Raw genomic sequence first — 24,815 nt, 5'->3', positions numbered from 1 at the left:
CTAGGAAGCGGCCCGGGCCTCGTCGTACGCCTGGCGGGCGCGCTCCACGTCGTCCATCCGCGCCGTGGTCCACAGCGCCAGCGCCCGCACCTGTTCGGCGGCCTCGCGGCCCAGCTCGGTGAGGGAGTAGTCGACACGCGGCGGGATGACGGGCTTGGCGTCGCGGTGGACCAGTCCGTCGCGTTCCAGGGTCTGGAGCGTCTGCGTGAGCATCTTCTCGCTGACCCGGCCGATCGCCCGGCGCAGCTCGCTGAAGCGGTGCGGACGCTCCAGGAGCTGGATCAGCACGAGCACGCCCCAGCGGCTGGTGACGTGCTCCAGGACGAGACGGTGGGGGCACATCTCCTCACCGTCCCAGCTCAAGTCACTTACTGTCATGCCAGTACCTTACTTCAAAGTGGGTACTTTCCCTGAGTTAGCGCTCCCTCTAGGGTTAGTGCAAGACGCGCGAGACGCACCCCACCAGGAGAGTTCTGATCATGAGCATCATCGTTACCGGCGCCACCGGAAAGCTCGGCGGTCACGTCGTGGAGCAGCTGCTGGAGAAGGTTCCGGCCGACCAGATCACCGCGGTCGCGCGCACCGCGGAGAAGGCCGCGGACTTCGCGGACCGCGGCGTGCGGATCGCGCTCGCCGACTACAACGCTCCCGAGACGTTCGACACCCTGTTCTCGGCCGGCGACAAGGTGCTGCTGATCTCCGGCAACGAGTTCGACAAGGGCCGTGTGCGGCAGCACGAGGTCGTCATCGACGCCGCGAAGGCGGCCGGTGTCGCCCTGCTCGCCTACACCAGCGCCCCCGGCAGCCTGACCGCCGCCCTCGCCGACGACCACCGCGGCACGGAGGAGGCGATCTTCGCCTCCGGCCTGCCGTACGCGCTGCTGCGCAACGGCTGGTACCACGAGAACTACACCGAGAACCTCGCCCCGGTACTGGAGCACAACGCGGTCGTCGCCGCCGCCGGCGAGGGCCGCATCTCCACCGCCTCCCGGGCCGACTACGCGGCTGCCGCCGTCGCCGTGCTGACCGGCGAGGGACACGAGAACACGACGTACGAGCTGGGCGGCGACACCGCGTGGAGCTTCGCCGAGTACGCCGCCGAGCTGAGCCGGCAGACCGGCAAGGAGATCACCTACAACGCCGTCACGCCCGAGGTGCTCACCGGCATCCTGGCCGGCGCCGGGCTGCCCGAGCCGCTGGCCGCGGTCTTCGCCGGGGTGGACGCCTCCATCGAGAAGGGCGAGCTGGCCGTCTCCACCGGCGACCTGAACCGTCTGATCGGCCGCCCGACCACGCCACTGTCCGAGGCCGTCGCCGCCGCGCTCAAGGGCTGACCTCCCCCCTGCGGGCCCTGAGCGCAAGCTGAGCGCGGCCCGTGAGCGCCACACCCCCGTCTGTCATGACCGTATAGCGATACGGACATGACAGACGGGGGTGCTCGGCGTTACCGTCGAGCACGCGTACCACATGTGCGGAGGAGGGCCCGTGACCGGCAAGCCGAGAGGTGAGCGGCGCATAGGACTGCTGAACGGCTTCGCGGCCTACGGGATGTGGGGCCTGGTGCCCCTGTTCTGGCCGCTGCTGAAGCCCGCAGGCGCGGTGGAGATCCTGGCCCACCGGATGGTGTGGTCGCTGGTCTTCGTGGGCGCGGCGCTGCTCGTCGTACGGCGCTGGGCCTGGGTCCGTGAGCTGCTGCGACAGCCGCGCAAGCTCGGGCTGATCGCGATCGCCGCGGCGGTCATCACCGTCAACTGGGGCCTGTACATCTGGGCGGTGAACAGCGGGCACGTGGTCGAGGCCTCGCTGGGCTACTTCATCAACCCGCTGGTCACCATCGCGCTGGGCGTGCTGTTGCTGAAGGAGCGGCTGCGGCGCGTGCAGTGGGCGGCGGTCGGGATCGGCTTCGCCGCCGTACTGGTACTGACCGTCGGCTACGGGCAGCCGCCGTGGATCTCCCTCTGCCTGGCCTTCTCGTTCGCCGCCTACGGACTGGTGAAGAAGAAGGTGAACCTCGGCGGCGTGGAGTCGCTGGCCGCGGAGACGGCCATCCAGTTCCTGCCCGCGCTCGCCTACCTGCTGTGGCTGAGCGCGCGGGGCGGATCGACCTTCGCCAGCGAGGGGCCGGGGCATGCGGCGCTGCTCGCCGCGGCCGGCATCGTCACCGCGCTCCCGCTGGTCTGCTTCGGCGCGGCCGCGATCCGCGTGCCCCTGTCCACCATCGGCCTGCTGCAGTACATGACCCCGGTCTTCCAGTTCCTGCTCGGCGTCCTCTACTTCGACGAGGCCATGCCGCCGGAGCGCTGGGCCGGCTTCGCGCTGGTGTGGCTGGCGCTGACGCTGCTCACCCTGGACGCCTGGCGCTCCGCGCGCAGGCCGAAGAGCGCGATCAGCGCGCCCAGCACCACCATGACGACGGGCACCGTGAGCGCCGTGCGGAAGGCGGAGAGCGTGGCCTCCGGGCCCGAGCCCGACCCGGCCGACGCCAGGCCGTAGACGGCGGTCACCGCGGAGATGCCCAGGGCCGAGCCGAACTGGCCGGCGGTGTTCAGCAGCCCGCCCGCAAGGCCCTGCTCCGACGCGGCGACCCCGTCGGTCGCGGCGATCGTCAGCGGCCCGTAGGCGAGCGCGAAGGCGACCCCGGCCAGGAACAGCGTCGGCAGCATGAGCGCGTACGACCAGTCCATGCCGACCGGCAGGAACAGCCCGTAGGAGACGATCGCCAGCAGGAAGCCGCCGACGATGACGCGGGCGGTGCCGTAGCGGGCGACCAGCCGCGGGGTCAGGGTCGGTGCGAGGACCGCGTCGCAGCCCATGACGACCAGGGCGATCGCGGTCTGCAGGGACGACCACCCGCGCAGCTCCTGCAGGTACAGGGTGGTCACGAACTGGAAGCCGAAGAAGGCGCCGAGGAAGAGCAGCACCCCGAGGTCGGCCCGTACCACGGAGCCCTGCCGCAGGATGCCGAGGCGGACCAGCGGGTCCGCGCTGCGGCGCTCGATCGCCACGAAGGCGCCGAACAACAGCAGCGCCGCGAGTCCCACCGCCACGGTCGTCGGCCAGTCCCGCAGCCCGTGCTCCAGTCGTACGACGGTGTAGGCGGCCAGCAGCATCGCGCCGGCCACGGTCAGGGCACCGGGCAGGTCGAAGCCGCGGCGGCCGGCGGGCACATCCTGCTGGGCCGGTACGAGCCGCAGTGCCGCGAGCAGCAGGGCACCGGCCAGCACCACGGGGGCGAAGAACACCCAGCGCCAGCCGAGCTGGGTGAGCAGACCGCCGGTCACGAGGCCGAGCGAGAAGCCGCCCGCCGCGGTACCGGCGAAGACCAGCAGCGCCTTGTCACGCCGGGGACCCTCCTCGTACGACGTCGTGATCAGGGAGAGCGCGGCCGGGGTCATGAAGGCGGCGGCGACACCGGTGACGAAACGGGCCACGACGAGCGTCCAGCCCTCGGTCGCCAAGCCGCCGAGGCCGGAGAAGACGAAGAAGACGGTCAGCCACGACAGGAACATCCGGCGCCGGCCGAGCAGGTCGGCGGCCCGGCCGCCGAGCAGGGTGAACCCGGCGTAGCCGAGGACGTAGGCGCTCATCACCCACGCCGCGGTGTCCGTGGCGAGCCCCAGGTCGGAGCGGATGGTGGGGATCGCCACCGCCATCATGGCGACGTCGATGCCCTCCAGGAAGATCGTTCCGCACAGGACGAGCAGCAGCGCCCAGGCACGGGTGGCCATGAGAACACTCCTCGGATACGAAGACAGGGGGCGGTTACGCGGCTGAGGGGCGGTTACGCGACCGGAGGTCGGTTCCCTCTTGTAACCGGGTCCAGCCTGCGGCAGCATCGACAGGTATGGAAGAGGGCACTTCGAAGTCACCGAGTAACTGCGCGGGCACCGTGGACCACGGCGACGCCGACCCCTTCCAGTGGGACGTCCGGGAGGACTGCCAGGTCCGGCAGATCCTGGACCGGATCGCCGACAAGTGGTCGCTGCTCGTCATCGCGCTGCTGGACAACCGGCGACTGCGCTTCACCGAGCTGCGCCGCGAGATCGACGGCATCAGCCAGCGCATGCTGACGGTCACACTGCGCCAGCTGGAGCGCGACGGGCTGGTGCGGCGGACCGTGCATCCGGTGGTGCCGCCGCGCGTGGAGTACGAACTGACCTCGCTGGGCCGGACGCTGCACGCGACGATCCAGTCGCTGGTGACGTGGACCGAGGAGCACCAGCAGGAGATCGCGGCGGCCCGGGCGGCGTACGACGCGCGGGAGGCGGAGAGCGCGGAGGCGCACGCCCCCTAGAGCCGGACCGCTGGTCTATCCGGGCGTCGCCCGGCGCTTGCCGGTGGCGGAGGTACGGGCCCGGTGCGCCCGGACCTTCTCGCGGTTGCCGCAGTGTTCCATCGCGCACCAGCGGCGGCGGCCCGGCCGTGAGGTGTCGACGAAGAGCAGGTAGCAGTCGTGCGCCCCGCACTCGCGGACGCGGTCGGCGTACGGGCCGGTGAACAGGTCGATCGCGTCGCGGGCGACGGTCGACAGCAACTGGGTGCCCGTGGCGCCCGGGGCCCAGTGACGGGTGCCGTCCGGCTCGACGCGGGGCACGAGCGGGGGCCGCGCGGCGGCCGCGTTGACGACGGCCAGGTGGCGCGGCGGCAGCGGGCGGCCGTGGGCGCGGTCGGCGGCGAGCAGGACGAGGGCGTCACGAAGAGCGCGGGCCTGCTCCACCTCGTCTCCGGTCACGGCCAGGTCCAGGCCGGCCGGCAGCCGGCTGCGCTCCGCCCAGGCCACCAGGTCGGCGGGTTCGTCCAGCATCTCGTAGCGGGCGAAGGCCCCCGGTCCGCCCGTCACCACCAACTCCAGGCACAGTGCGCCCGGATCGAAACGGAAGGGCTTCCCCTCGTACGAGACGAGTGTCAGTCCGGGGAGCCGTTCCGGCGTTTCCGTTGCCCGCTCACTCACGTAACCAGTATAAGTGGTTACATGACGGAGACCACCCCCGCACCCCTGCACTGGAAACTCGTCGTCGACGCGGGCGACCCGCACGCGCAGGCCGACTTCTGGGCCGCCGCGCTGCGCTACGAAGTCGAGGACAACAGCGCGCTCATCGAGAAACTGCTCGGCTTCGGTGCCGTGTCCGCCGACCTGACGGTCGAGTTCCACGGCCGGCCCGCCTGGCGCGACCTGATGGCCGTACGGCACCCCGACGACCCGGTGCAGGAGGAGAGCGGCGCCGGACTGGGGCGGCGGCTGCTGTTCCAGCGCGTACCGGAGGCGAAGACGGTCAAGAACCGGCTCCACCTCGACCTGCACACGGCCGAGGGGCAGCGGGAGGACGAGGTGGCCCGGCTGGAGAAGCTCGGGGCGAGCGTGCTGCGGCGGGTGAAGGAGCCGGGCGGGGAGTGGATCGTGATGACGGACCCGGAGGGGAACGAGTTCTGCGTGCACTAGGGACCGGCGAAGCACCCGGCATGCACGCACGGACAGGGCACGACGCCTGACCTGATACCGCTCTTGACGGAGAGTCAGTCACAGCTTCACCATCCAGGCACCCCATTCACTGTGGGCTGCCCGTGGTGACCCCACGGGCTTCCCCAAGGAATTCGGAGCCCCCACATGAAGCTCTCCGTTTCCGGGCGCGCGGCGGCGGCAGGTGTCGTCGCCGCCGCCATGCTGGTCACCGGCGGATCCGTCGCCGGTGCCTCGCCCACTGCCCAGGGTGCCGCCGCCGCGCCCGACATACCGGTGGCCGGCGTCAAGGCGCATCTGACGCAGCTGCAGTCCATCGCCACCGCCAACGGCGGCAACCGCGCGCACGGCCGGGCCGGTTACCGCGCCTCCCTCGACTACGTGAAGGCCAAGCTGGACGCGGCCGGATTCACCACGACCGTCCAGCAGTTCACCGCCTCCGGCCGCACCGGCTACAACCTGATCGCCGACTGGCCCGGCGGCGACACCAACCAGGTCGTCATGGCGGGCTCACACCTCGACAGCGTCTCCTCCGGGCCCGGCATCAACGACAACGGGTCCGGCTCGGCCGCCGTCCTGGAGACCGCGCTGGCCGTCGCCCGGGCCCAGTACAAGCCCACCAAGCACCTGCGGTTCGCCTGGTGGGGCGCGGAGGAACTGGGGCTGGTCGGCTCCCGTCACTACATCAACAGCCTCTCCGCAGCGAACCGTTCGCGGATCAGCGGCTACCTGAACTTCGACATGATCGGCTCACCCAACCCCGGCTACTTCGTGTACGACGACGACCCGGCCATCGAGAAGACCTTCAAGGACTACTTCACCGGCATCGGCGTGCCCACGGAGATCGAGACGGAGGGCGACGGCCGCTCCGACCACGCCCCGTTCAAGAGCGCGGGCGTGCCGGTGGGCGGGCTCTTCACCGGCGCGAGCCGGACCAAGACCGCCGCCCAGGCCGCGAAGTGGGGCGGTAGGGCGGGCCAGGCCTTCGACCGCTGCTACCACTCGTCCTGCGACACGACCGCCAACATCGACGACACGGCCCTGGACCGCAACAGCGACGCCCTCGCGTACGCGGTGTGGGAACTGTCCGAGTAGCTCCACACGGCTCCGCCCGCACGACGCCGCCCAGATGCCTCCGCCCACATGGATCCGCGCGCGCTCCGATCAGCTCCGCCGGTCGCGGGCGCGGGCGGTGAGGCGGCCCATGCGGGCGCGGGCGGACTCCAGTTCCTCCGGTTCGTCGGCGGCCGGACCCTCCTCGGCGGCGAGCTCGGTCCACAGACCGATGAGCTCGCCGCCGAGTTCCAGCCCCAGCAAGGGGTCGCGCACCGCGCGCCAGGCGGTGGCCGCGCTCCACACGTTGCCGTACGCGGCCTCCGCGTCGCCCCCGCGGCGGTGGATCAGGGCCAGGTCGAGGGAGACCCGGAAGGCGCGCACCGGGTCGCCCGCCAAGTACGCGACGTAGGCGTCGAGTTCGCGTAGCCCGAGCATCGCGGGGTGCTCCGGGCCCAGCGTCGCCGACGCCTGTGCCACGGTGTCCTGCGCCAGCCGCGTCGCCGTCTCGATCCGCCCCGCCTTCACGGCCTCGTTGATCCGCCCGACCGGCTCGGCGAGGAGCGCGGGCGGCTGCCCGGGAGCGGTCAGGGGTTCGTCACCGAGAACGGCTTCCGCCACGGCGTCGAAGCCCCGGGCGGGGGCGGGCCCGGGGTCGGGATCGAGGTCGGGGCCGGGCCCCAGGTCCGGGACGAGTCCACGGGGGGCCCGGACTTGGTGGGACCGCGTCGGCTCGCGGGTGGCCTGCGGTGCGCGAGGCGGTTCCGGTTCGGGGACGGCTTGCGGCGCCATGGACGGTACGGTTCCGGGGGCGGGAGGCGTGTCCATGATCGGCGGCGGGCCGAACTCCCCCGTCGGGGGCGCCACCGTGCCCGGCGGCGTGTCCCGCACCGGATCGGGCGCGGCGAGCGGCTCGAACGCGGGTACGGGCCCCGCGGCCGTCCCCGACTCGGGCACCGGCCGGAACGGGAACGTCGGAGCGGCGTCCCGCACGGGCTCCCGCGCCGGGCGCAGCACTTGGGTGGGCACGTCATGCCGCACCGTGTCCTCCACGGGCTCTTCGGTAACCGGCCCGGAGCAGCCCGGCTCCGTGGAACAGTCCGGCTCCGTCGCAACGGGGTCGGCCGTGAAACGGCTGGAGCCGTCCGGGGCGACCAGGAGCGGCACGACGTAGCCGATGCGCTCGTCGTGGACCGTGGCGTGGACGGGGTGACCGGTGGCCAGGGCGATGCGGTGCAGGCGGTTCAGGACGGCCTGCTGGATCTCCTGGCCGGGCTCCGCGACCACCGGCACGCCGCCGACCGACGCGCCGCCCGCACCCGCTCCGGCCTCGGGGACTCTGACGTCGATCGGCGCTGGCGCAGGGGTCGCCGCGTCCGCGGCCTGCTTCTGTTCCCGCTTCATCGCGCGGCTGAGTCGGGACATCGTCCCCTCTCTCGACGTCGTGCACCTGTCGTCGAGTCTGTCCGCTCACTCGCGGTTCTCACGTCACCGAGGTGTCACAGGCTCGTCCCAAGGGCCGGGGCGCCCGGCGAGCCCCGCCCGGCGGCATGAAGATCGGGATGACGAGCAGAAGAGGAGGCATGCGGACAAGCATGCGACAGGGACCGGAGATCTGGATCCGCGGGCCGGTGGCCGCACCGGAACCGGGGCCGCCGGAGCCCGCCCACGCCTCGGCCACGGCACGGCGTTTCTCCTGGGTGGGCACGCACGGCGGCGCGGGCGTGTCCACGCTCGCCGCCGTCTACGGCGGTCAGGACTGCGGCCGGTCCTGGCCGGGCCCGGCCGATCCGGCGTCGGTGCTGCTGGTCGCCCGGACGCACGCGGCCGGCCTGGAGGCCGCGGGCCGGGCCGTGGAGGTCTTCCGGCGCGGGGAGGCCCCCTCTCATCTGAACCTGGAGGCCGTGGTCCTCGTCGCGGACGCGCCCGGACGGCTGCCGCGCCCGCTCGCCCACCGGATCCGGCCGCTGGAGTCGGCCGTCGACCTCTATCGCGTGCCGTGGGTGCCGGCCTGGCGCCTGGGTGACCTCGGCGGACGCACGCCCCGTGAGACGGCGGCACTGGCCCGGCTGACGGGGGCGGGAGCGGCGCGCTGACGGCGGCGAGCCCGGCGGCGTCCCTGTCCGCGGAGGAGATCGCCGCGGCCGTGCGGTCCCGGGCACTGCGGGCCGTCGACGTCGTCGCGGCGGCCCTGGACCGGATCGAGCGGGTCGATGTGTCGCTGTGCGCGTTCGCCGAGGTGTGGGGCGAGGCGGCGCTGCGGCGGGCGGGCGAGGTCGACGCCCGTGTCGGCGCGGGCGAGCGGCTGCCGCTGGCCGGGGTGCCGATCGGCGTGAAGGGGCGTCACGGGCTGCGTGGGGCGGCTCCGTTGCTCGCGGCCGGGTGTGTCGCCGTGGGCGCCACTTCCGTGCCCGGGCCGGGAACCGCCTGGCAGACCTGGGGGCTCGGGGCGCACGGCCTTACGGTCAACCCGTGGCGGGCGGACCGTACGCCGGGAGGTTCCTCGGCCGGGTCCGCCGCCGCGGTGGCGGCCGGGCTGGTGCCACTGGCGACCGGGAGCGACGGGGCCGGTTCGGTGCGGATCCCGGCGGCGTGGTGCGGGGTCGTCGGCCTGAAGGTCACCAACGGCCGGCTGCCGTCGGGCGACCGCACGGGCCTCACGGCACCCGGGGTGCTGGCCCGCTCGGCGTCGGACGCGGCGGCCTGGTGGCGGGCGGTCTCCCGGGAGCAGCCGGTGGCGGAGGGACCGGTCTCCGCGTCCCGGCCCGCCGACGCGTCCCTGCCGGTCTCCGCGTCCCTCCCCGTCAGCGCCGTCTGGTCAGCCGGACTCGGCTTCGCCGAGCCCGACCCGGAACCCGTCGCGCTCGCCCGGGCGGCGGCCGAGCGGCTCGCGCGGGCCGGTGTCGTACGGCTGGTCCGGCCCCGGACTCCGCTGCGGCTGGCCGACCCCGCGCCCGCCTGGCTGGCCCTGCGCGCGTCCGGCACCGACCCGGCCGCCGCCCACGAGGGCCGCCGGGTCCGGGCGGCGAACGACCGGCGGCTGGCCCGGCTGTTCGCCGGCGCGGAGCTGCTGCTGACGCCGACGGCCCCCATCCCACCGCACGGCCACGACGGTCCCGGCGACCGCTACTCCACCGCGCTCACCTGGGCCTTCAACCTGAGCGGCCACCCGGCAGTGAGCATCCCGGCCGCACTCGGCACCGACGGCTGCCCGGCCGGGCTCCAACTGGTCGCACCCCGCGGGCGGGAGGACCTGCTGCTGGCCGTCGCCCGGGAGGTTGCGGCACGCGCACCGGATTCCCACTGGACAATTCAATGCATGCGCATATGATGCAGGTGCGCGTTATTGATGTACGCCGACTTTTCTGGGGGTCCGCCATGAGCCGTCGTTTCCTGTTCGTCCTGGGCAGCGCCCGCCGCGAGGGCAACACCGAACTGCTGGCCCGCCGGGCCGCCGAGCAACTGCCCGCCGACGTGGAGCAGCGGTGGATCGACCTCGCCGACCATCCGCTGCCCGACTTCGAGGACCTGCGGCACGACAGCGACCACGTCCGCCCACGGGAGGGCAACGTGGCCCTGCTGCTCGACGCCACGCTCGCGGCGACCGACATCGTGATCGCCTCGCCGCTGTACTGGTACTCGGTCTCCAGCCTCACCAAGCGCTACCTCGACTACTGGTCGGGCTGGCTGCGCACCCCCGGCCTCGACTTCAAGGCGGCCATGGCCGGGCGCACCCTGTGGGGCGTCGCCGCGCTCGCGCACCCCGAGCAGGAGGTCGCCGACCCGCTGGTCGGCACGCTCAACAACTCGGCCGCCTACCTGGGGATGCGGTTCGGCGGGGTGCTGCTCGGCAACGGCAGCAAGCCGGGTGACGTCCTGCGGGACGACGAGGCGCTCAGCCGCGCCAAGACCTTCTTCGCGCAGGAGGCGCCGCTCGCCCGCTTCCCGTATGAGGTCTGAGGCTCAGGCCGTGATGTCCTTCGCCGTGAACCGCGCCCAGGCCGCCGAACCGAACACCGCCGCGTACAGGGCCTGGAGACCGAGGTTCCTCAGGAGGTCGTCCCAGTAGACGGGCTCCCGCATGAGGTCGGCGAAGGACAGCCAGTAGTGCGAGAAGAAGTACGGGTGGAGGGCGTCCAGCTGGGGGATCTGGTCGAGGATCTGGACGGTGATCAGCAGGCCGACGGTCGTCGCCATCGCCGCGATGCCGCTGTTGGTCAGTGTCGAGACGAACAGGCCGAGCGCCGCCACGCCGATGAGTGACGCGGCCACCACCAGGGCGATCAGCAGGGCCCGGCCCAGGCCCTCGGCGAAGCCGATCCGCGTGCCGGAGATGGTCGTCAGGTCGCCGAGCGGGAACAGCAGCGCCCCGACCGTCAGCGCCGTCACGGCGACCACGAGGGTGGCGACGAGACAGAAGGCGAGGACGGTCGCGTACTTCGTGAGCAGCAGGCGGCTGCGGCCGGCGGGGGCGACCAGCAGGTAGCGGAGCGTTCCGGCGTTCGCCTCGCCGGCGATGGCGTCGCCCGCGACGACGCCGACCGCCATGGGCAGGAAGAACGGCAGCGTGGCGGCGAGCGCGGTGAAGACGAGGAACAGGCCGTTGTTGGTGATCTGCGAGATGAACGCCGGTCCCGCGCCGCCTCCACCGCCGGCCGACGAGCCGTCGCCCGTCTCGATCTTCACGGCGATGCCGACCAGCACCGGTACGGCGGCCAGGACGCCCAGCAGCGCGAGCGTGCGCCAGCGCCGGAAGGTGGTGAGCAGTTCGCTGCGCAGCAGGCCGAGGGTCCACAGCGGACTCGGCCGCCGTACGGCCTCCGGAGCGTCAGCCCGCGACATCGAAGCCCTCCCCCGTCAGCGCCACGAAGGCGTCCTCCAGGGAGGCCCGTTCGACGGTGAAGCCCCGCACCCGGACGCCCGCCGACACCAGCGCGGCGTTCACCTCGGCGAGATCGCGGTCCGGCGGCTCGCCGGTCACCCGGTCGTCGCCGACGACGATGTCACCGGTTCCCTGCTCCTTCAGCACCCGCGCCGCGTCCCCCGCGTCCGGCGTGGTCACCACCAGCCGGCCGCGCGTCCCGGCGGCCAGGTCGGCGACCGCGCCCTGGGTGATCAGCCGGCCGCGCGCCATCACCGCCGCGTGCGTGCAGACCTGCTCGATCTCGTCGAGCAGGTGGGAGGAGAGGAACACGGTGGTGCCGTCGGAGGCCAGCTCCCGGACGAGGGTGCGGATCTCCCGCATGCCCTGCGGGTCCAGGCCGTTGGTCGGCTCGTCGAGCACGAGGAGTCTGCGCGGCTGGAGCAGGGCCGCCGCCAGACCGAGGCGCTGCTTCATGCCCAGCGAGTACGCCTTGGTCTTCTTGCCCGCGGCGGCCGTCAGGCCCACCCGGTCCAGCGCCGCCGTGACACGGGCACGCCGGGTGCGCGGATCGGCGGTCGGGTCGGCGGCGTCGTACCGCATGAGGTTGTCGCCACCGGAGAGGAAGCCGTACAGGGCCGGTCCCTCGATGAGGGCGCCGACGTGCGGCAGCACGGAGCGCGCGGCCCGGGGCATGGGCTGCCCGAGCACGCGCGCCGTGCCGGAGGTCGGTTCGATGAGCCCCATCAGCATGCGGATGGTGGTGGTCTTGCCGGAGCCGTTCGGGCCGAGGAAGCCGAAGACGCTGCCCGCCGGGACGGTCAGGTCCAGGCCGTCCACGGCGAGCTGTCCGCCGCGGAAGCGCTTGGTGAGCGCACGGGTGGCGATGACGCCGTCTCCGGCGCCCGCCGGGTCCGGCTCCGCGGTGGCCGGTTCGCCCATCGGCTTCCTCGATTCGTCGGCGTGCGTTCGGTGTTACTTCCCGGCGTCGGCCGCCTTCACGAGCGCGTCCTTGGTGACGGCGCCCACGTAGACCTTGCCGTCGTCCGTGATCAGGGCGTTGACCAGGCGGGTGCTGAAGACCGTGCCCGAGCCGAACTTGCCGCTGGCCTTGTCGCCGAGCGAGTTCAGGAAACCGCCGAGGTCGCCGCCGGCCTCGGCGGTGGGCAGGCCCTCGCCGCCGGTGCCGAAGGTGGCGATGGTGTTCCAGCCCTCGCCGATGGTCTTCAGGCCGTCGAGACCGCCGAGCTCCCCGGCGAGGTCGCCCTTGGACCTCGGGGCGTGCTCCGGGGCCTTGGCGGAGTGGTCGAGCTCGTCGTCCTCGGTGACCTTCGCGCCCTTGGGCGGGGTGAAGTCGAAGGTCGACGCGGCCGGCTTGGCGAAGCTGACCTGGGTGAAGCCCGCGTCGACGACGGCGGCGCCGCCGCTCGCCGGGGTCAGGGTGAACTTCAGCGGCATGCCGGTCCTCGCGTCGACCGCCACGCTGATCGCACCGACCGTGGAACCCGACTGCTTCGGCTTGATGACCAGCTTGTAGGCGTCCCGGCCGGCGACCTGCGCGGTGCCGTCGACGGTCACGGACGTGGTGCCGTCGACCGCCTTCAGGGCCTGCTCGGCGAAGTCCTCGGGGGTGGCCGGAGGCTGCCGCCTCTCGTGCGCTCCACTGCCGGCGGCCGTGCCGTGGTAGACCTCGTTGGACGCGCTGTCGTAGCCCCATACGTCCTTGCCGTTGTGGATCACGCTGTACTCGGCGGCGTTCTCCAGCAGCGACAGCTTCTGCCGGTCGGGGCCGTCGGCCGCGACGCGCAGGGTGTGCGTGCCGGAGGCGAGTTCCATGAGCTTGGCCGACGGGTCGGCGGAGGAGCCCCCGTCGTCGCCGTGCCGGGCCGCGCCGGACATCAGGCCGCTCTCCAGGCCGCCGAGGTCCGGCAGGCCGAGATCCGTGGTGATCTTCACCGTGCCGGACAGCTGCTGCACGTCCGACTCGGCGATCTTCTCTATGAGCTGCTCGGCGGTGATCTCGGGCAGGTCGGGGTCGCCGGAGTCGGCGAGCGCGGGGACGAGCCCGATCGTCGCGGCCGCCACCCCCATCACCGCCACCGGGACCACGTACCGCGCGGCCTTGCGCCGGCCCCCTCGCGGGTCGTCGGCCTCCCCGGCGGTCGTGTTGTCGTCGGATGCGTACGGTGCCATGTGTGCCCTACCTCCGTTGTCGGCGGCGGCTTTCCGTCGATGCCTCGCGTCCCCGCACCGGTTCTCCGTCGAGCCGCCATTCTCACCCGAATCGGTGAGTTGTGGTGATGTCCGTGGTTTCCATCTGACCAAATCGGCCGACCGGATTCGTCAGCCCCCGGACTCAACTCCGTGTACTGCTGCGGTATGACATGGCGCGGCGGCGCCTCCCCCGACCCGTAGGGGTCGTGCGGACGACGCCGCCAGGTCGACGGACGGCGGAGCGACGCCGAAGGCCCCGTCACGGGCACGGCGACCGGGCGGGGGCTATCCCGCGCGGTGCACCACCGCGTCGCACAGTTCCATCAGGGCCGCCTTCGCCGCGCCGTCGCGCAGGGGAGCCAGTGCGGCCCGGGCCTCCTCCGCGTACCGCACGGTGTCCCGGCGCGCCTGGTCCAGGGCCGGGTGGGCCCGCAGCCGGCGAAGGGCCTCGGCGTGGCGCTCGTCGTCGGTGAGGTCGGAGTCCAGCAGCTCGCACAGCGCGACGTCCTCGGCCAGCCCCAGCCGGGCCGCCCGCTCCCGCAGCCGCAGCACCGGGAGGGTCGCGATGCCCTCCCTGAGGTCCGTGCCCGGCGTCTTGCCGGACTCGTGGGAGTCGGAGGCGATGTCCAGGACGTCGTCCGCCAGCTGGAAGGCGACGCCGAGCCGCTCGCCGTACTGGGTGAGCACGTCCACGACCGTCTCGTCGGCGCCGGACATCATCGCGCCGAACCGGCACGACACCGCCACCAGCGAGCCGGTCTTGCCGCCCAGCACGTCCAGGTAGTGGTCGACCGGGTCACGCCCGTCCTGCGGCCCCGCCGTCTCCAGGATCTGGCCCGTGACCAGCCGCTCGAAGGCCACGGCCTGCACCCGCACCGCCTCCGGCCCCAGGTCGGCCAGGATCTGCGAGGCCCGCGCGAAGAGGAAGTCGCCGGTGAGCACCGCGACGGAGTTGCCCCAGCGGGTGTTCGCGCTGGGCACCCCGCGGCGTACGGCCGCCTCGTCCATCACGTCGTCGTGGTAGAGCGTGGCCAGGTGGGTCAGCTCCACGACCACCGCCGAGGGCACGATGCCGGGCGCGTACGGATCACCGAACCGCGCGGCGAGCATCACGAGCAGCGGCCGGAAGCGCTTGCCACCGGCCCGCACCAGATGCTGGGCGGCCTCCGTGATGAAGGGCACCTCGCTCTTGGTGGCTTCGAGCAGCCCTTCCTCGACAGCCGCCAATCCGGCCTGGACATCGGCTTCCAGAGCCTGGTCCCGCACGCTCAGCCCGAACGGCCCGACGACGGTCACGAGGGGTCTCCTGTCTGCTGGTGTCTACTGGCGGTTACACGGTTTGTCGATAGGTCGCTGCCATCACTCAAGTCAGCGTATCCGGTCACGTTTCGATCACCGCCAGCGCCCACTGTTACAGGACGGGCGGTATCGGATCACGCCCGTTATGTTTTTGATCAGTCGATAAGAACAGACATTTATCGACTTTCCAGTAAGTATCGCACCACGTCCCGGGCCGGTGCCGCGAACCCCCTCTCACCGCGCACGCATCTCCACTCACCCCGCCCGATTTGCCGCAAATGGCAAGCGAATTCCAGTAGATGGAGAATGCCCTCCGGGCTCGCGCGCAGTGAAGTAAGTCACTCACGCCTCACGCGCGTCATCACACGGCACACCGCCGTTTCACCTTCGCGGACACGCCAGTTGAACGTGGCGACCGCAAAGGATCAAGCACCCCAAATCCCCCACAGCAAGATCAACCAGCTTGAGCTGTGACATCGGCACTTGTTCCCGGCATGTGCTCTCGCATACGTTCCGGGCCTGCCGGGCGGACGCCGAATCCTGCCGCCGCCCGTGCCACCGACGACCACTTCACTCACGCACGGCAGGAGCGGGGGACCCAGGTAAGTCGCCGTACCGGTGCGTCGCGCCGGTACGGCTCGGGGTGAAGCCGCGCCCGCGGCCGGGCACCTCCCGCCCGAACCCGACAGCTCACCTCGCAGGCGTCGGAGAGGAACATCACCATGCTCGGACGAGGTAAGCACCGCCGCGTCAGAATCAATCCGCTCACCCGAGGTGTCCTGGCCGCCGGCACCGGCGGCGTGGCCCTCGCGCTCCCCCTGCTGGGCGCCACCGCCGCGCACGCCGTCCAGCCGGCCCAGACCGCGCCCGCCGCCGCGCAGTCCGCGCCCCAGGCGGCCAAGGCGCCCAAGTCCCTCACCTACACCGTGGTGAAGGGCGACACGCTCTACCGGATCGCCGACGAGTACGACGTGAACGGCGGATGGCGTCAGCTCTACAAGGACAACCGCAAGGCCGTCGGCGACGACCCGAGGGTCATCCACCCGGGCCTCGAACTGAAGGTCAGGACGGCCGAGGCGAACGCCGGCACCAAGGCGGACACCGCCAAGCCGGCCGTCGCCGCCAAGCCCGCCAAGTCCGCCACGCAGGCCGCCGGATCCGTCGCCCAGGCCACCACGGCCTCGGTGAAGACCTACGCCGACAACCTCGACGGCTGGATCCGTGAAGCGCTGGACATCATGGCGCAAAAGGGAATTCCGGGAACCTACGACGGCATCTACCGCAACATCATGCGCGAGTCGTCCGGCAACCCCCTGGCCATCAACAACTGGGACTCCAACGCCGCCGCCGGCACCCCGTCCAAGGGCCTGCTGCAGGTGATCGACCCGACCTTCCAGGCGTACCACGTGGAGGGCACGTCCTGGGACCCGTACGACCCGGTCGCCAACATCACGGCCGCCTGCAACTACGCGGCCCAGCGGTACGGATCGATCGACAACGTCAACGGCCCCTACTAGGCCGCGCCCCCGGGCCGCACGCCTCACCGGCCCCGCGCGTCGGGGAACAGTCGCTCGAGGACGACGGCGATGCCGTCGTCCTCGTTCGACAGGGTGATCTCGTCGGCGACCGCCTTGAGTTCGGGGTGGGCGTTGGCCATGGCGACGCCGTGGGCGGCCCAGTCGAACAGGGGGATGTCGTTGGGCATGTCACCGAAGGCGATGGTCCGCTCCGGGCTCAGCCCCAGGTGTTCGGCGGCCAGCGCCAGACCGGTCGCCTTGGTGACGCCGCACGGCTGGAGCTCGACGGTGCCCGGCCCCGACATGGTGACCGTCGCCAGGGACCCGACCACCGAACGCGCCGTCGCCGCCAACTCGTCGTCGGACAGGTGGGGGTGGCGCAGCAGCACCTTGCTGATGGGCGCGCACCACAGGTCCACGCGCCGCTCCACGCGCAGCGCGGGCAGCGTCGGGTGCGGCATCAGATAGCCGGGCTCGATGAGGGTGAGCCCGTCGACCCCGTCCTGGTCGACCGCCGCGTACACCTGCCCCACCTCGGCCTCGATCTTCTCCAGCGCGGTCTCGGCCAGCTCCCGGTCCAGGGTGACGGACCACAGCAGACGGTTCGCGCCGGCGTCGTACACCTGCGCGCCCTGCCCGCACACCGCGAGCCCCTCGCAGCCGAGGTCGTCCAGGAGCGGCCGCACGCGCGGCGCGGGGCGTCCTGTGACCACGAGGTGCCGGGCACCGGCGTCCGCCACCCTCGCGAGCGCGGCCAGGGACCGGTCGGAGAGGGTGTCGTCGCCGCGCAGCAGCGTTCCGTCCAGGTCGGTGGCGATGAGTGAATACGCGGTGGGAGCGGCCATGATCAGAGAATACGGACAACGCGGCGGTACGACTCATCGCCCGCCTCGCTCCCCAGGCCGCTCCCGGGAGGGGCGGTTTCCGGCATAGCCGGTTACCGGCCGGTTGAAGGTCTCTGCACCACTTGGCAACAACATGCTCCGCTACCTACCGTCGGGGCGGTCTCGGGCGGTACCTTCCATGTGTCCAGGGGGGACTTGATCGGGGGGTCAGGTTGAGCAGTGGACGCAGTGGCCGCATTCGCGTGCTGGGGCCCGAGGAGCTCGGCGAGGGGGAAAGGGAGCGCTGGCGCGAACTGCGCGCCGCTTCCGAGGCGCCGCGCAACCCGTTCATGGAACCGGAGTTCACCGAAGCCGTGGGCCGCGTACGCCCACAGGCCCGGGTCGCCGTGCTGTACGAGGGACTGGAGCCGGTCGGCTTCCTGCCGTACGAGCGGGGCCCGTTGGGGCAGGGCCGGGCGATCGGGCTCGGGGTGTCGGACTGCCAGGGCGCGGTGCTGCGCCCGGGCCTGCGCCCGGACACCGGGGCGCTCCTGCGGGCCTGCTCGGTGTCGAGCTACGCCTTCGACAACCTGGAGGCCGAGCAGCTGCTGTTCGTGCCGTACGCGGCCGAGGAGCACGCCACCTACGTCATCGACGTGGAGAAGGGCTACGAGACCTACGAGTCCGTGCTGCGCGCCCAGTCGCCGAAGTTCCTGAAGACCACGCTCGCCAAGGAGCGGCGGATGGGCCGCCAGGTCGGCGAGCCGCGGTTCGTGTTCGACGAACGCGACCCGGCCGCGCTGCGCACGCTCATGGAGTGGAAGTCGGCGCAGTACCGCCGGACCGGCCGCCGGGACCGGTTCGCGCAGGAGTGGATCACCCGGCTCGTGGCCCGGCTCGCCGGGACGCGGACACCGGAGTGCACCGGCACGCTCTCCGTGCTGTACGCCGCCGACCGTCCCGTCGCCGCGCACTTCGGGCTGCGTTCGGCCTCGGTGCTGGCCTGCTGGTTCCCGGCCTACGACCCGGAGTTCGCGAAGTACTCGCCGGGGCTGGTGCTGCACCTGCGGATGGCCGAGGCGGCGGCGGCCGAGGGCATCGGCACGCTCGACATGGGCCGGGGCGCGGCCGAGTACAAGGACGCGCTGAGGACGGGCGAACTTCCGGTGTACGAGGGGGCGGCGACGCGTCCGGGGGTGGGCGCCGCGCTGCACTGGCTGAGCCGCGAGCCCGCGCGCCGCGCGCACAGCTTCGTCCGCGGCCGGCCGCACCTCGCGTCGCTGGCCGCGCGGACTTTGAGGGGCGCGGCACGGCTGCGCAGGTCGTGAACATCGTGAACTTGTGAACGTCTGAGCGTCTGAACGTCGTGAACAAGGGGGAGGGGACATGTCTCGCATCACGCGGGCGCAGGAGGAGATACGGCGGTTCCTCGGCATCAGACCGGTGCAGGTCGCCGAGCTGGACATCGGCACCGGCACCGTCGGCCCCGGCCCAGGCAGCCCGCCCTTGACGCACGGCGAGGCGTTCGTGCTGGTGAGGAAAAGCGGGCGCCCGATCGGCACCCTGCTGGGGCACATACCGGAAGGCACGGACCCGAAGACCGCGCTGACAGCACTCGCGCACGAGCTGCCCGGGGGCGGGGCGGGAGCGGCGGTTGCGGGGGCCGCGGGGATGCGGGGAGCGACGGGAGGGGCGGAGGCCGCGGGAGCTGCGGGGACGTTCGGAGTGGCGGGAACGCCCGGAGCGGCGAGGGCTGTGGGCGTGGCCTCGGGAGGGGCCGGCGGCGAGCGGCCGGCGGGAGGGGGCGGGGGGAATCCCGGAGAACCCTCTGCCGCACCTGCCCACAAGCCCCCGTACACCACCGTCGTGGTCGCCACCCGTGAGCGTGCCGACCGGCTCGCCCGTGCGCTGGACTCGCTTCTCGCGCAGGACCACCCGCGCTTCGAGACCGTGGTCGTCGACAACGCGCCCGTGACGGGCGAGACGCGGGAGCTGGTCGAGCGGAAGTACGGCGAGCGCGTGCGGTACGTGTGCGAACCGGTACCCGGACTCGCCGTCGCGCACAACACGGGGCTGGCGACCGCCCGGGGCGAGGTCGTCGCCTTCACCGACGACGACGTCGTCGCCGACCCGCGCTGGCTCACCGAACTCACCGCGCCGTTCGCGACCGACCCCGGTCTCGGCTGCACAACCGGGCTGATCCTGCCCGCACGGCTGCGCACCCCGGCCCAGGTGCTGCTGGAGAGCCACGGCGGTTTCGCGAAGGGCTTCACCCCACGGACGTACGACCCCAAGGACCCGCCGCCCGACGAGCCGCTGTTCCCCTTCACGGCGGGCCGGTTCGGCTCCGGCGCGAACATGGCCTTCCGTACGGACGTGCTGCGTTCCGTCGGCGGTTTCGACCCGGCCACCGGCGCGGGAACGCCCGCCCGGGGCGGCGACGACCTCTACGGCTTCGTCCGCGTCCTGTCCGACGGCCACCGGCTGCGCTACACGCCGTCGGCGCTGGTGTGGCACCACCACCGGGAGACCTGGCGGGACCTGGAGGCCCAGGCGTACGGCTACGGCGCCGGCCTGACCGCCTACCTCACCGCAATCCTGGTCAACCGCCCCGCCCTGCTGCCCGCGTTCCTCGCCAGGCTGCCGCGCGGCCTCGCTCACGCCCGCGCGCTGACCGCCGTACGGGAGACGGACGGTGGCGGCGCGCCGGGCGGGCACGACACCCGGACCCACCCGTGGCCGCGCCGACTGTCGCGGCTCCAGCGCAGGGGAATGGTGTACGGACCGGTGGGCTATCTCCGGGCCCGACGCGCCCTGCGCGGTGCCGCTTCCCGGGGGTCGAGATGAAGACGTCGACGCGAGGGCACCCGGAAGGACCGGAGACCGGCAGAGGCCGGGAGGGCCGGGAAGGCCGGGAGAATGCGGCCGACGGCCGCAGCCCGGAGGACCGGCAGGCCCCCGCCAGCGTGCCCTCACCGTCCGCCGTCGCCCCCGCCATCCCCGTGTTCCTGTACCACGCCGTGATGGACGATCCGCCGCCCTGGATCGCGGAGTTCACGGTGACGCCGATCCAGTTCGCCGCGCACCTCGACGCCGTCGTCGGCAGCGGACGCACACCGGTCACGATCAGTGCCATAGCCGATCATCTCGCCGGCCGTGCGCCCCTGCCGCCCCGGCCCGTGCTGCTCACCTTCGACGACGGCTTCGCGGATCTGCCCGGCCCCACCGCCGAGGCCCTGGCCGAGCGTGCGCTGCCCGCCACCGCCTACCTCACCACCGGAGCCATCGCCCCGGGCGGACGCAGCCTGCTGCCGCCCGCCCCGATGATGACGCTGGCCCGCGCGGCGGAGCTGGAACGTTACGGCATGGAGATCGGCAGCCACACCGTCACCCACGCCCAGCTGGACACCCTGTCCGCCAAGGCCCTGTCGTACGAACTGCGTGCCTCAAAAGCCGAGTTGGAGGACGCGCTCGGCCACCCGGTCCGCCACCTCGCCTATCCGCACGGCTACAACAGCCCGCGGGTGAGGGCGATGGCGGCCCGGGCCGGCTACGAGACGGCGACCGCCGTACGGCACGCGCTCAGCTCCGACCGGGACGAGCGCTACCGCATCGCCCGGCTCATCGTGCGGCGCGGCCACACGCTCGCCGACGTCGAGGGCTGGCTGGCGGGCGAGGGCGCCCGGGTCGCGCCGTACCGCGACGGACCGAAGACGGTCGGCTGGCGGTGGTACCGCCGGGCCCGCGCCGTCGTCCACGGCCCCGTCTTCGCCGGGTGAGCCGGAGATGCGGCTCCGTCGGCTCCGTCGGCTCCGTCGACTCTGTCGATTTTGATGTGAAAAGCAGAGGTAATTCCTATACTTGGCCCGGGGGAGGGGAGTCTCAGCGTGCAGCAACATGTGCCTGTACCGACCGCTGAGAGCAGCGTGCTGCCCACCCCCGAGCTCGCGACCGGACCGGGGCGCCCGCCCACCCGCGGTGACCGCAGCCCCTGGCGGATCCCGCTGCGTCCGCCCGACGCCGGCCTGCTGACGCTGCTGCTCGCCGCCGGGCTGTGGGTGTACGCGCTGCCCCGCATCGGTTTCCGGGAGATGGGCGACTACGGCCTGCTGGACCGCCTCCCCGCCACCTACTACCTCGCGTTGCTGGTCCTCACCGCGGGCTTCGTCCTCAGTCTGCGGCGCGCGGGCACCGCCCCGTGGTGGCCGGCCGCGCACTGCGCCGCGCTGCTGTTCGCGCTCAAGGCACCACCGGCGGTGCTGTACGACGCGGTGCGCTACCCGTGGGCCTCCAAGCACGACGCCGTCGTCGACACGATGCTCGCCAACGGCGAACTGCGGCCGCACGCGGCGCTGTCGGGCAACATGTCCGCGTACGACCAGTGGCCCGGCTTCTTCACGCTCAACGCCGGCCTGGTGCGCGCCTTCGGCGTGGAGAGCGCCGCCGCGTACGCCAACTGGGCGCCGATCGTCCTCGGCCTGCTCATGATGCCGGTGCTCGTCCTGATCTACCGCACCTTCTGCCACGACTGGCGGCTGGTGTGGACCGCCGTCTGGATCTTCCAGCTCGCCAACTGGGTGGGCCAGGACTACTTCGCCCCGCAGGGGCTGGCGTACCTGCTGCACCTGACGGTCATCGCGGTGGTGCTGCGGCACTTCGTACGCCCCGGCTCCGCCGGACGGCTGCGCGACCGTACCTTCCGCGACCCCGCCGCCGCTCCCGTGCCGCCGCCCACGGGAAACAGGCAGCGCGCGGTGTGCGTGGTGATGCTCGCCCCGCTGATCGCGGCCGTCAACGCCACGCACCAGCTCACCCCGGTGATGCTCTGCATCTGCCTGCTCGCGCTCAACCTCACCCGCCGCTACCGCAACTACGGGCTGCTGGTCGTCGCCGGGCTGCTGATGCTCACCTGGGACCTGACGATGGGGCGGCCGCTGTTCGTCGAGACGCTGTCCACCCTCAGGGACTCCCTCGGCGAGTTGACGCAGAACTCCCGCGCCGGGTACGCGGGTCAGCTCACCGGACCCGGCCCCGAACTCGCGGGCACCGCCAACGTGCTGATGGTGCTCGCCGTCGCCGCACTCGCCGGGGCCGCCGTCGTACTGCGGCGCCGGCTCACCCGCAGCGCGCTGCCGCTGCTGCTGGTCTCGGCGGCTCCGGTGCCGCTGTTCGCCGTCAACGACTACGGCGGGGAAATGCTCTTCCGCGTCTACCTCTTCGGACTGCCCGGTGCGGCCTTCTTCGCCGCCGCCGCGCTGGTGCCGGCCGTCGAGGGCACCCACCGCAGCCGGGCCAAGGCCCTGCGGCGCAAGGCCGCCGCCGTCGCCCTGCCGGCCGTCCTGCTGGTGCTGCTGGCCGGCTTCATGCCGTCGTACTACGGCAAGGAGAAGATGTACTACACGCCGCCCGAGGAGACGGCGCTGGTCACCCGGGCCCTCGACAACGCCCCCGACGGCTCGCTGATCCTCGCCACCAGCGGTTCCTTCCCGCAGGCGCTGCACCGCTACGACCGTCTCGAGCACTGGTTCTTCGCCGAACAGGAGCTGCCCGAGAACGAGAAGATGCTGAAGGACCCGGCCGGTTACCTCGCCGACGGGATCCCGCCGGGAACCAGGGCGTACGTCGTCCTCACCCGCACCCAGGACGTCTACACCGCCGGAGAGGGCCTGCTGCCGGCCGGCGGCTTCGAGACCCTGCGTTCGAAGCTGTCCGCCTCGCCGCTGTTCCGGACCGTCGAAAGCCATCCGTACGGCGTCGTTCTGGAGTACCGCCCGGCCACCCGACGAACGACCACAAGGTGATCTAAGTGACGTTGCAGGTCAGTCAGAGCAGTCAGGTCAGCCGGACCAGCCAGATCAGTCGGTTCCGTCAGGTCTGTCCGGTCAGTCACGTCAGGCCGGCGCGTCCGGTCAGGCCGGCGAGTCGGGTCGGTCCGGCCAGTCCGGCCAGGCTGGTCAGGGCGGCGAGTCGGGTCGGTCCATGAGCACCGCGGGTACCGAGGACATCGAGAAGAGCGAGGAGGCCAAGGGCTTCCGGGTCACCCCGACGCAGCTGAGGATCCTCGTCGCCGCTTCCGGCTGGCTCGCGCTGGCCGCCACCGCCGTGCCGGGACCGTCCCCGCTGCGCTGGATCCCGGTGCTGCTCTTCGTCCTGTTCGGGCCGGGCTGCGCGGCGCTGTATCCGCAGCCGGGCGGGCTGGCGCCCGGTGCCCGGCTGGAGGCCGTCGCGCTCGCCGCGCCCGTCAGCCTCTCGCTCGGCGTGCTCACCGCCACCTCGCTCTTCCTGGTCGAGGGCTTCTCGACGACCGCCTTCCTCGTCTCGCTCGCCGTCTTCACCACGGTCACCGCGGCCCTGCCGGGACTGCCGCTGCCCGCCGCGCGGCGCGGCGCGGCCGAACGCGCCAAACGCAGGCCTTCCGGAGGTAGTGGCACGTGACGAGGTCGCACCGGCTGCGCAGGTCGTCCGGATGGCGCGGGATGAGGGAGACGGGACGCGTGAGGCGCACGTACACGGCCGTCGTCCTGGTGGCAGTGGCCGCGCTGATCGCCGGGCTCGGCATCTGGGCCGGCAACTCGCGGGACCAGGACTCGTCCGGGGACGCCACACCCGGCAACGCGGCCTCCGGCGCGATGCCCACAGGCCCCTGCGCCCCCACCGACACCCTGGTGCCACCGTGCGGCGCCTGGTGGGGCGCCTATGTGCCGTACGCCGCGAACGGCTCCCTCAAGGACGCCGTGCTCGGCTTCGAGAAGCGGATCGGCCGCAGGCTCGACCTCGTGTACAACTACCACGACATGTCGGGCTCCGAACTCGACGGGCAACTGCTCACGCCCGACGAACGGGACCTCGGCGAGGACCGGCTGCTCATGCTGGCCTGGGAGTCCACCGTCTGGACCGAGCCGCACCACGCGGGCTGGACGGAGACCCAGCTCGGCTGGAAGAACATCGCCTCCGGCCGGTACGACGAGGAGATCCTCGACCCGCAGATCCGGCGCATCAAGGCCTACGGGAAGCGGGTCTTCCTCTCCTTCGACCAGGAGACCGACGCCCGGATCAAGGAGGGCGCCGGCACCCCCGAGGAGTTCGTGGCGGCCTACCGCCATCTCCATGACCGGTTCCGTGAACTGGGTGCCGACAACGTGGTGTGGGTGTGGACCGTCTCCGGCTATCTCGGCAGCGCCGAGGACATGAAGGCGCTCTACCCCGGGGACGCGTACGTCGACTGGATCGCCATGGACCAGTACAACTACTACCGGTGCCACGACACCACCGACTGGAAGGACTTCCTGCGCAGCCAGCAACCCAGCTACGAGTGGCTGCGCGCGAACATCTCCGACGACAAGCCGGTGATGCTCGCCGAGTTCGCCACCGCGCCCGACCCCGATGATCCGCGGCGCCAGCGTGACTGGTACACCGAGATCCCGGCCGCCGTGAAGAAGCTCCCGGAGGTGAAGGCGCTGGTGCACTGGAACCGGCCGACCTCCGACCAGGCCGTGTGCGATCTGACCGTCAACGACGGCCCGGGGCTCGAGGGCTACCGCGAGGCCGGGAAGAACAGTTACTTCCACCAGCCCGTACCGCCCCGCTGA

The 24,815-nt window shown here is 72.3% G+C and carries 23 protein-coding genes, 1 pseudogene and 1 riboswitch; of the genes and pseudogenes, 15 read left to right on the top strand and 9 right to left on the bottom strand.

Annotation, left to right across the window (positions count from 1 at the left end):
* Nucleotides 1-378 (bottom strand): winged helix-turn-helix transcriptional regulator, encoded by a 378-nt coding sequence (locus ACFPZJ_RS31335; RefSeq protein WP_381028685.1) that lies wholly within the window; start codon nucleotides 376-378, stop codon nucleotides 1-3.
* A gap of 101 nt (nucleotides 379-479) precedes the next feature.
* Here ACFPZJ_RS31335 and ACFPZJ_RS31330 point away from each other — a divergent pair, with 101 nt between their 5' ends.
* Together ACFPZJ_RS31330 and rarD are read left to right on the top strand one after the other, a co-directional pair.
* Nucleotides 480-1,334 (top strand): SDR family oxidoreductase, encoded by an 855-nt coding sequence (locus ACFPZJ_RS31330; RefSeq protein ID WP_381028683.1) that lies wholly within the window; start codon nucleotides 480-482, stop codon nucleotides 1,332-1,334.
* Nucleotides 1,335-1,548: 214 nt separating this feature from the next.
* A complete protein-coding gene (rarD, locus tag ACFPZJ_RS31325) occupies nucleotides 1,549-2,493 on the top strand; it encodes an EamA family transporter RarD (protein WP_381028998.1) in 945 nt (314 codons plus the stop codon).
* 32 nt (nucleotides 2,494-2,525) lie between these two features.
* Here rarD and ACFPZJ_RS31320 read toward each other — a convergent pair.
* Nucleotides 2,526-3,728, bottom strand: a pseudogene (locus ACFPZJ_RS31320) (MFS transporter); the annotation flags it as partial.
* 116 nt (nucleotides 3,729-3,844) lie between these two features.
* On the opposite strand from ACFPZJ_RS31320, the gene ACFPZJ_RS31315 reads away from it, so the two are divergent.
* Nucleotides 3,845-4,294, top strand: coding sequence for a winged helix-turn-helix transcriptional regulator (locus ACFPZJ_RS31315; RefSeq protein ID WP_381028680.1), 450 nt, complete (start codon nucleotides 3,845-3,847; stop codon nucleotides 4,292-4,294).
* 15 nt (nucleotides 4,295-4,309) lie between these two features.
* Here ACFPZJ_RS31315 and ACFPZJ_RS31310 read toward each other — a convergent pair whose 3' ends face one another.
* Nucleotides 4,310-4,951: a CGNR zinc finger domain-containing protein gene (locus ACFPZJ_RS31310; protein WP_381028677.1), complete on the bottom strand. Its 642-nt coding sequence runs from the start codon at nucleotides 4,949-4,951 to the stop codon at nucleotides 4,310-4,312.
* A gap of 21 nt (nucleotides 4,952-4,972) precedes the next feature.
* Here ACFPZJ_RS31310 and ACFPZJ_RS31305 point away from each other — a divergent pair, with 21 nt between their 5' ends.
* Entirely contained in the window at nucleotides 4,973-5,440 is a 468-nt protein-coding gene (locus ACFPZJ_RS31305) for a VOC family protein (protein WP_381028675.1), read from the top strand.
* 165 nt (nucleotides 5,441-5,605) lie between these two features.
* Nucleotides 5,606-6,553 carry a M28 family metallopeptidase gene (locus ACFPZJ_RS31300; RefSeq protein WP_381028672.1) on the top strand — a complete coding sequence of 316 codons (948 nt, stop codon included), beginning with the start codon at nucleotides 5,606-5,608 and terminating at the stop codon, nucleotides 6,551-6,553.
* 69 nt (nucleotides 6,554-6,622) lie between these two features.
* Here the strand turns inward: ACFPZJ_RS31300 and ACFPZJ_RS31295 are convergent, their stop codons facing one another.
* Nucleotides 6,623-7,936 carry a tetratricopeptide repeat protein gene (locus ACFPZJ_RS31295; protein WP_381028669.1) on the bottom strand — a complete coding sequence of 438 codons (1,314 nt, stop codon included), beginning with the start codon at nucleotides 7,934-7,936 and terminating at the stop codon, nucleotides 6,623-6,625.
* A 170-nt stretch (nucleotides 7,937-8,106) separates the two neighbouring features.
* On the opposite strand from ACFPZJ_RS31295, the gene ACFPZJ_RS31290 reads away from it, so the two are divergent.
* Genes ACFPZJ_RS31290 through ACFPZJ_RS31280 form a run of 3 tightly spaced genes read left to right on the top strand, consistent with a single transcriptional unit; the run spans nucleotide 8,107 to nucleotide 10,471 of the window.
* Entirely contained in the window at nucleotides 8,107-8,607 is a 501-nt protein-coding gene (locus ACFPZJ_RS31290; protein ID WP_381028667.1) for a DUF6668 family protein, read from the top strand.
* Nucleotides 8,608-8,657: 50 nt separating this feature from the next.
* On the top strand, nucleotides 8,658-9,842 hold the full coding sequence (locus ACFPZJ_RS31285; RefSeq protein ID WP_381028664.1) for an amidase family protein: 1,185 nt from the start codon (nucleotides 8,658-8,660) through the stop codon (nucleotides 9,840-9,842).
* 47 nt (nucleotides 9,843-9,889) lie between these two features.
* Nucleotides 9,890-10,471, top strand: coding sequence for a flavodoxin family protein (locus ACFPZJ_RS31280; RefSeq protein WP_381028661.1), 582 nt, complete (start codon nucleotides 9,890-9,892; stop codon nucleotides 10,469-10,471).
* A 3-nt stretch (nucleotides 10,472-10,474) separates the two neighbouring features.
* On the opposite strand, the gene ACFPZJ_RS31275 is transcribed toward ACFPZJ_RS31280, so the two are convergent.
* From ACFPZJ_RS31275 to ACFPZJ_RS31260, 4 genes are all read right to left on the bottom strand, one after another.
* Nucleotides 10,475-11,353, bottom strand: coding sequence for an ABC transporter permease (locus ACFPZJ_RS31275; RefSeq protein ID WP_381028659.1), 879 nt, complete (start codon nucleotides 11,351-11,353; stop codon nucleotides 10,475-10,477).
* The gene (locus tag ACFPZJ_RS31270) at nucleotides 11,340-12,314 is read right to left on the bottom strand and encodes an ABC transporter ATP-binding protein (protein ID WP_381028656.1); all 975 of its coding nucleotides are present in this window, start codon (nucleotides 12,312-12,314) and stop codon (nucleotides 11,340-11,342) included. The genes ACFPZJ_RS31275 and ACFPZJ_RS31270 overlap by 14 nt, the downstream gene beginning before the upstream one ends.
* Nucleotides 12,315-12,347: 33 nt before the next feature.
* Nucleotides 12,348-13,565, bottom strand: a complete 1,218-nt coding sequence (locus tag ACFPZJ_RS31265; protein WP_381028653.1) for a LolA family protein — start codon at nucleotides 13,563-13,565, stop codon at nucleotides 12,348-12,350.
* A 306-nt stretch (nucleotides 13,566-13,871) separates the two neighbouring features.
* On the bottom strand, nucleotides 13,872-14,882 hold the full coding sequence (locus ACFPZJ_RS31260) for a polyprenyl synthetase family protein (protein WP_381028650.1): 1,011 nt from the start codon (nucleotides 14,880-14,882) through the stop codon (nucleotides 13,872-13,874).
* 564 nt (nucleotides 14,883-15,446) lie between these two features.
* Nucleotides 15,447-15,604: riboswitch (cyclic di-AMP (ydaO/yuaA leader) on the top strand.
* 3 nt (nucleotides 15,605-15,607) lie between these two features.
* Between ACFPZJ_RS31260 and ACFPZJ_RS31255 the strand changes: the two genes are divergently transcribed.
* Entirely contained in the window at nucleotides 15,608-16,402 is a 795-nt protein-coding gene (locus ACFPZJ_RS31255; RefSeq protein WP_381028648.1) for a transglycosylase SLT domain-containing protein, read from the top strand.
* A gap of 23 nt (nucleotides 16,403-16,425) precedes the next feature.
* Here ACFPZJ_RS31255 and ACFPZJ_RS31250 read toward each other — a convergent pair whose 3' ends face one another.
* A complete protein-coding gene (locus ACFPZJ_RS31250; RefSeq protein WP_381028646.1) occupies nucleotides 16,426-17,247 on the bottom strand; it encodes an HAD family hydrolase in 822 nt (273 codons plus the stop codon).
* 242 nt (nucleotides 17,248-17,489) lie between these two features.
* Between ACFPZJ_RS31250 and ACFPZJ_RS31245 the strand changes: the two genes are divergently transcribed.
* From ACFPZJ_RS31245 to ACFPZJ_RS31220, 6 genes are all read left to right on the top strand, one after another.
* Nucleotides 17,490-18,554: a GNAT family N-acetyltransferase gene (locus ACFPZJ_RS31245; protein WP_381028996.1), complete on the top strand. Its 1,065-nt coding sequence runs from the start codon at nucleotides 17,490-17,492 to the stop codon at nucleotides 18,552-18,554.
* A gap of 58 nt (nucleotides 18,555-18,612) precedes the next feature.
* Entirely contained in the window at nucleotides 18,613-20,073 is a 1,461-nt protein-coding gene (locus tag ACFPZJ_RS31240; RefSeq protein WP_381028644.1) for a glycosyltransferase family 2 protein, read from the top strand.
* A gap of 176 nt (nucleotides 20,074-20,249) precedes the next feature.
* Nucleotides 20,250-21,005: a polysaccharide deacetylase family protein gene (locus tag ACFPZJ_RS31235; protein ID WP_381028993.1), complete on the top strand. Its 756-nt coding sequence runs from the start codon at nucleotides 20,250-20,252 to the stop codon at nucleotides 21,003-21,005.
* 120 nt (nucleotides 21,006-21,125) lie between these two features.
* Entirely contained in the window at nucleotides 21,126-23,027 is a 1,902-nt protein-coding gene (locus ACFPZJ_RS31230; RefSeq protein ID WP_381028642.1) for a hypothetical protein, read from the top strand.
* Between the two features lie 178 nt (nucleotides 23,028-23,205).
* Nucleotides 23,206-23,661, top strand: coding sequence for a hypothetical protein (locus tag ACFPZJ_RS31225; RefSeq protein WP_381028640.1), 456 nt, complete (start codon nucleotides 23,206-23,208; stop codon nucleotides 23,659-23,661).
* A gap of 41 nt (nucleotides 23,662-23,702) precedes the next feature.
* Complete coding sequence (locus tag ACFPZJ_RS31220) at nucleotides 23,703-24,815, top strand: glycoside hydrolase family 26 protein (protein ID WP_381028990.1); 1,113 nt, start codon at nucleotides 23,703-23,705, stop codon at nucleotides 24,813-24,815.

The organism is Streptomyces bullii, assembly GCF_042657145.1.
Taxonomy (GTDB): domain Bacteria; phylum Actinomycetota; class Actinomycetes; order Streptomycetales; family Streptomycetaceae; genus Streptomyces; species Streptomyces bullii.
This window is presented reverse-complemented; position numbering and strand designations above follow the sequence as displayed.

What these genes read in the sequence shown, in the direction of transcription:
- ACFPZJ_RS31335 (WP_381028685.1), bottom strand. Translation starts at nt 378, where the DNA reads ATGACAGTAAGTGACTTGAGCTGGGACGGTGAGGAGATGTGCCCCCAC.
- ACFPZJ_RS31330 (WP_381028683.1), top strand. Translation starts at nt 480, where the DNA reads ATGAGCATCATCGTTACCGGCGCCACCGGAAAGCTCGGCGGTCACGTC.
- rarD (WP_381028998.1), top strand. Translation starts at nt 1,549, where the DNA reads ATGTGGGGCCTGGTGCCCCTGTTCTGGCCGCTGCTGAAGCCCGCAGGC.
- ACFPZJ_RS31315 (WP_381028680.1), top strand. Translation starts at nt 3,845, where the DNA reads ATGGAAGAGGGCACTTCGAAGTCACCGAGTAACTGCGCGGGCACCGTG.
- ACFPZJ_RS31305 (WP_381028675.1), top strand. Translation starts at nt 4,973, where the DNA reads ATGACGGAGACCACCCCCGCACCCCTGCACTGGAAACTCGTCGTCGAC.
- ACFPZJ_RS31300 (WP_381028672.1), top strand. Translation starts at nt 5,606, where the DNA reads ATGAAGCTCTCCGTTTCCGGGCGCGCGGCGGCGGCAGGTGTCGTCGCC.
- ACFPZJ_RS31295 (WP_381028669.1), bottom strand. Translation starts at nt 7,936, where the DNA reads ATGTCCCGACTCAGCCGCGCGATGAAGCGGGAACAGAAGCAGGCCGCG.
- ACFPZJ_RS31290 (WP_381028667.1), top strand. Translation starts at nt 8,107, where the DNA reads ATGCGACAGGGACCGGAGATCTGGATCCGCGGGCCGGTGGCCGCACCG.
- ACFPZJ_RS31280 (WP_381028661.1), top strand. Translation starts at nt 9,890, where the DNA reads ATGAGCCGTCGTTTCCTGTTCGTCCTGGGCAGCGCCCGCCGCGAGGGC.
- ACFPZJ_RS31275 (WP_381028659.1), bottom strand. Translation starts at nt 11,353, where the DNA reads ATGTCGCGGGCTGACGCTCCGGAGGCCGTACGGCGGCCGAGTCCGCTG.
- ACFPZJ_RS31270 (WP_381028656.1), bottom strand. Translation starts at nt 12,314, where the DNA reads ATGGGCGAACCGGCCACCGCGGAGCCGGACCCGGCGGGCGCCGGAGAC.
- ACFPZJ_RS31265 (WP_381028653.1), bottom strand. Translation starts at nt 13,565, where the DNA reads ATGGCACCGTACGCATCCGACGACAACACGACCGCCGGGGAGGCCGAC.
- ACFPZJ_RS31255 (WP_381028648.1), top strand. Translation starts at nt 15,608, where the DNA reads ATGCTCGGACGAGGTAAGCACCGCCGCGTCAGAATCAATCCGCTCACC.
- ACFPZJ_RS31250 (WP_381028646.1), bottom strand. Translation starts at nt 17,247, where the DNA reads ATGGCCGCTCCCACCGCGTATTCACTCATCGCCACCGACCTGGACGGA.
- ACFPZJ_RS31240 (WP_381028644.1), top strand. Translation starts at nt 18,613, where the DNA reads ATGTCTCGCATCACGCGGGCGCAGGAGGAGATACGGCGGTTCCTCGGC.
- ACFPZJ_RS31235 (WP_381028993.1), top strand. Translation starts at nt 20,250, where the DNA reads ATGGACGATCCGCCGCCCTGGATCGCGGAGTTCACGGTGACGCCGATC.
- ACFPZJ_RS31225 (WP_381028640.1), top strand. Translation starts at nt 23,206, where the DNA reads ATGAGCACCGCGGGTACCGAGGACATCGAGAAGAGCGAGGAGGCCAAG.
- ACFPZJ_RS31220 (WP_381028990.1), top strand. Translation starts at nt 23,703, where the DNA reads ATGAGGGAGACGGGACGCGTGAGGCGCACGTACACGGCCGTCGTCCTG.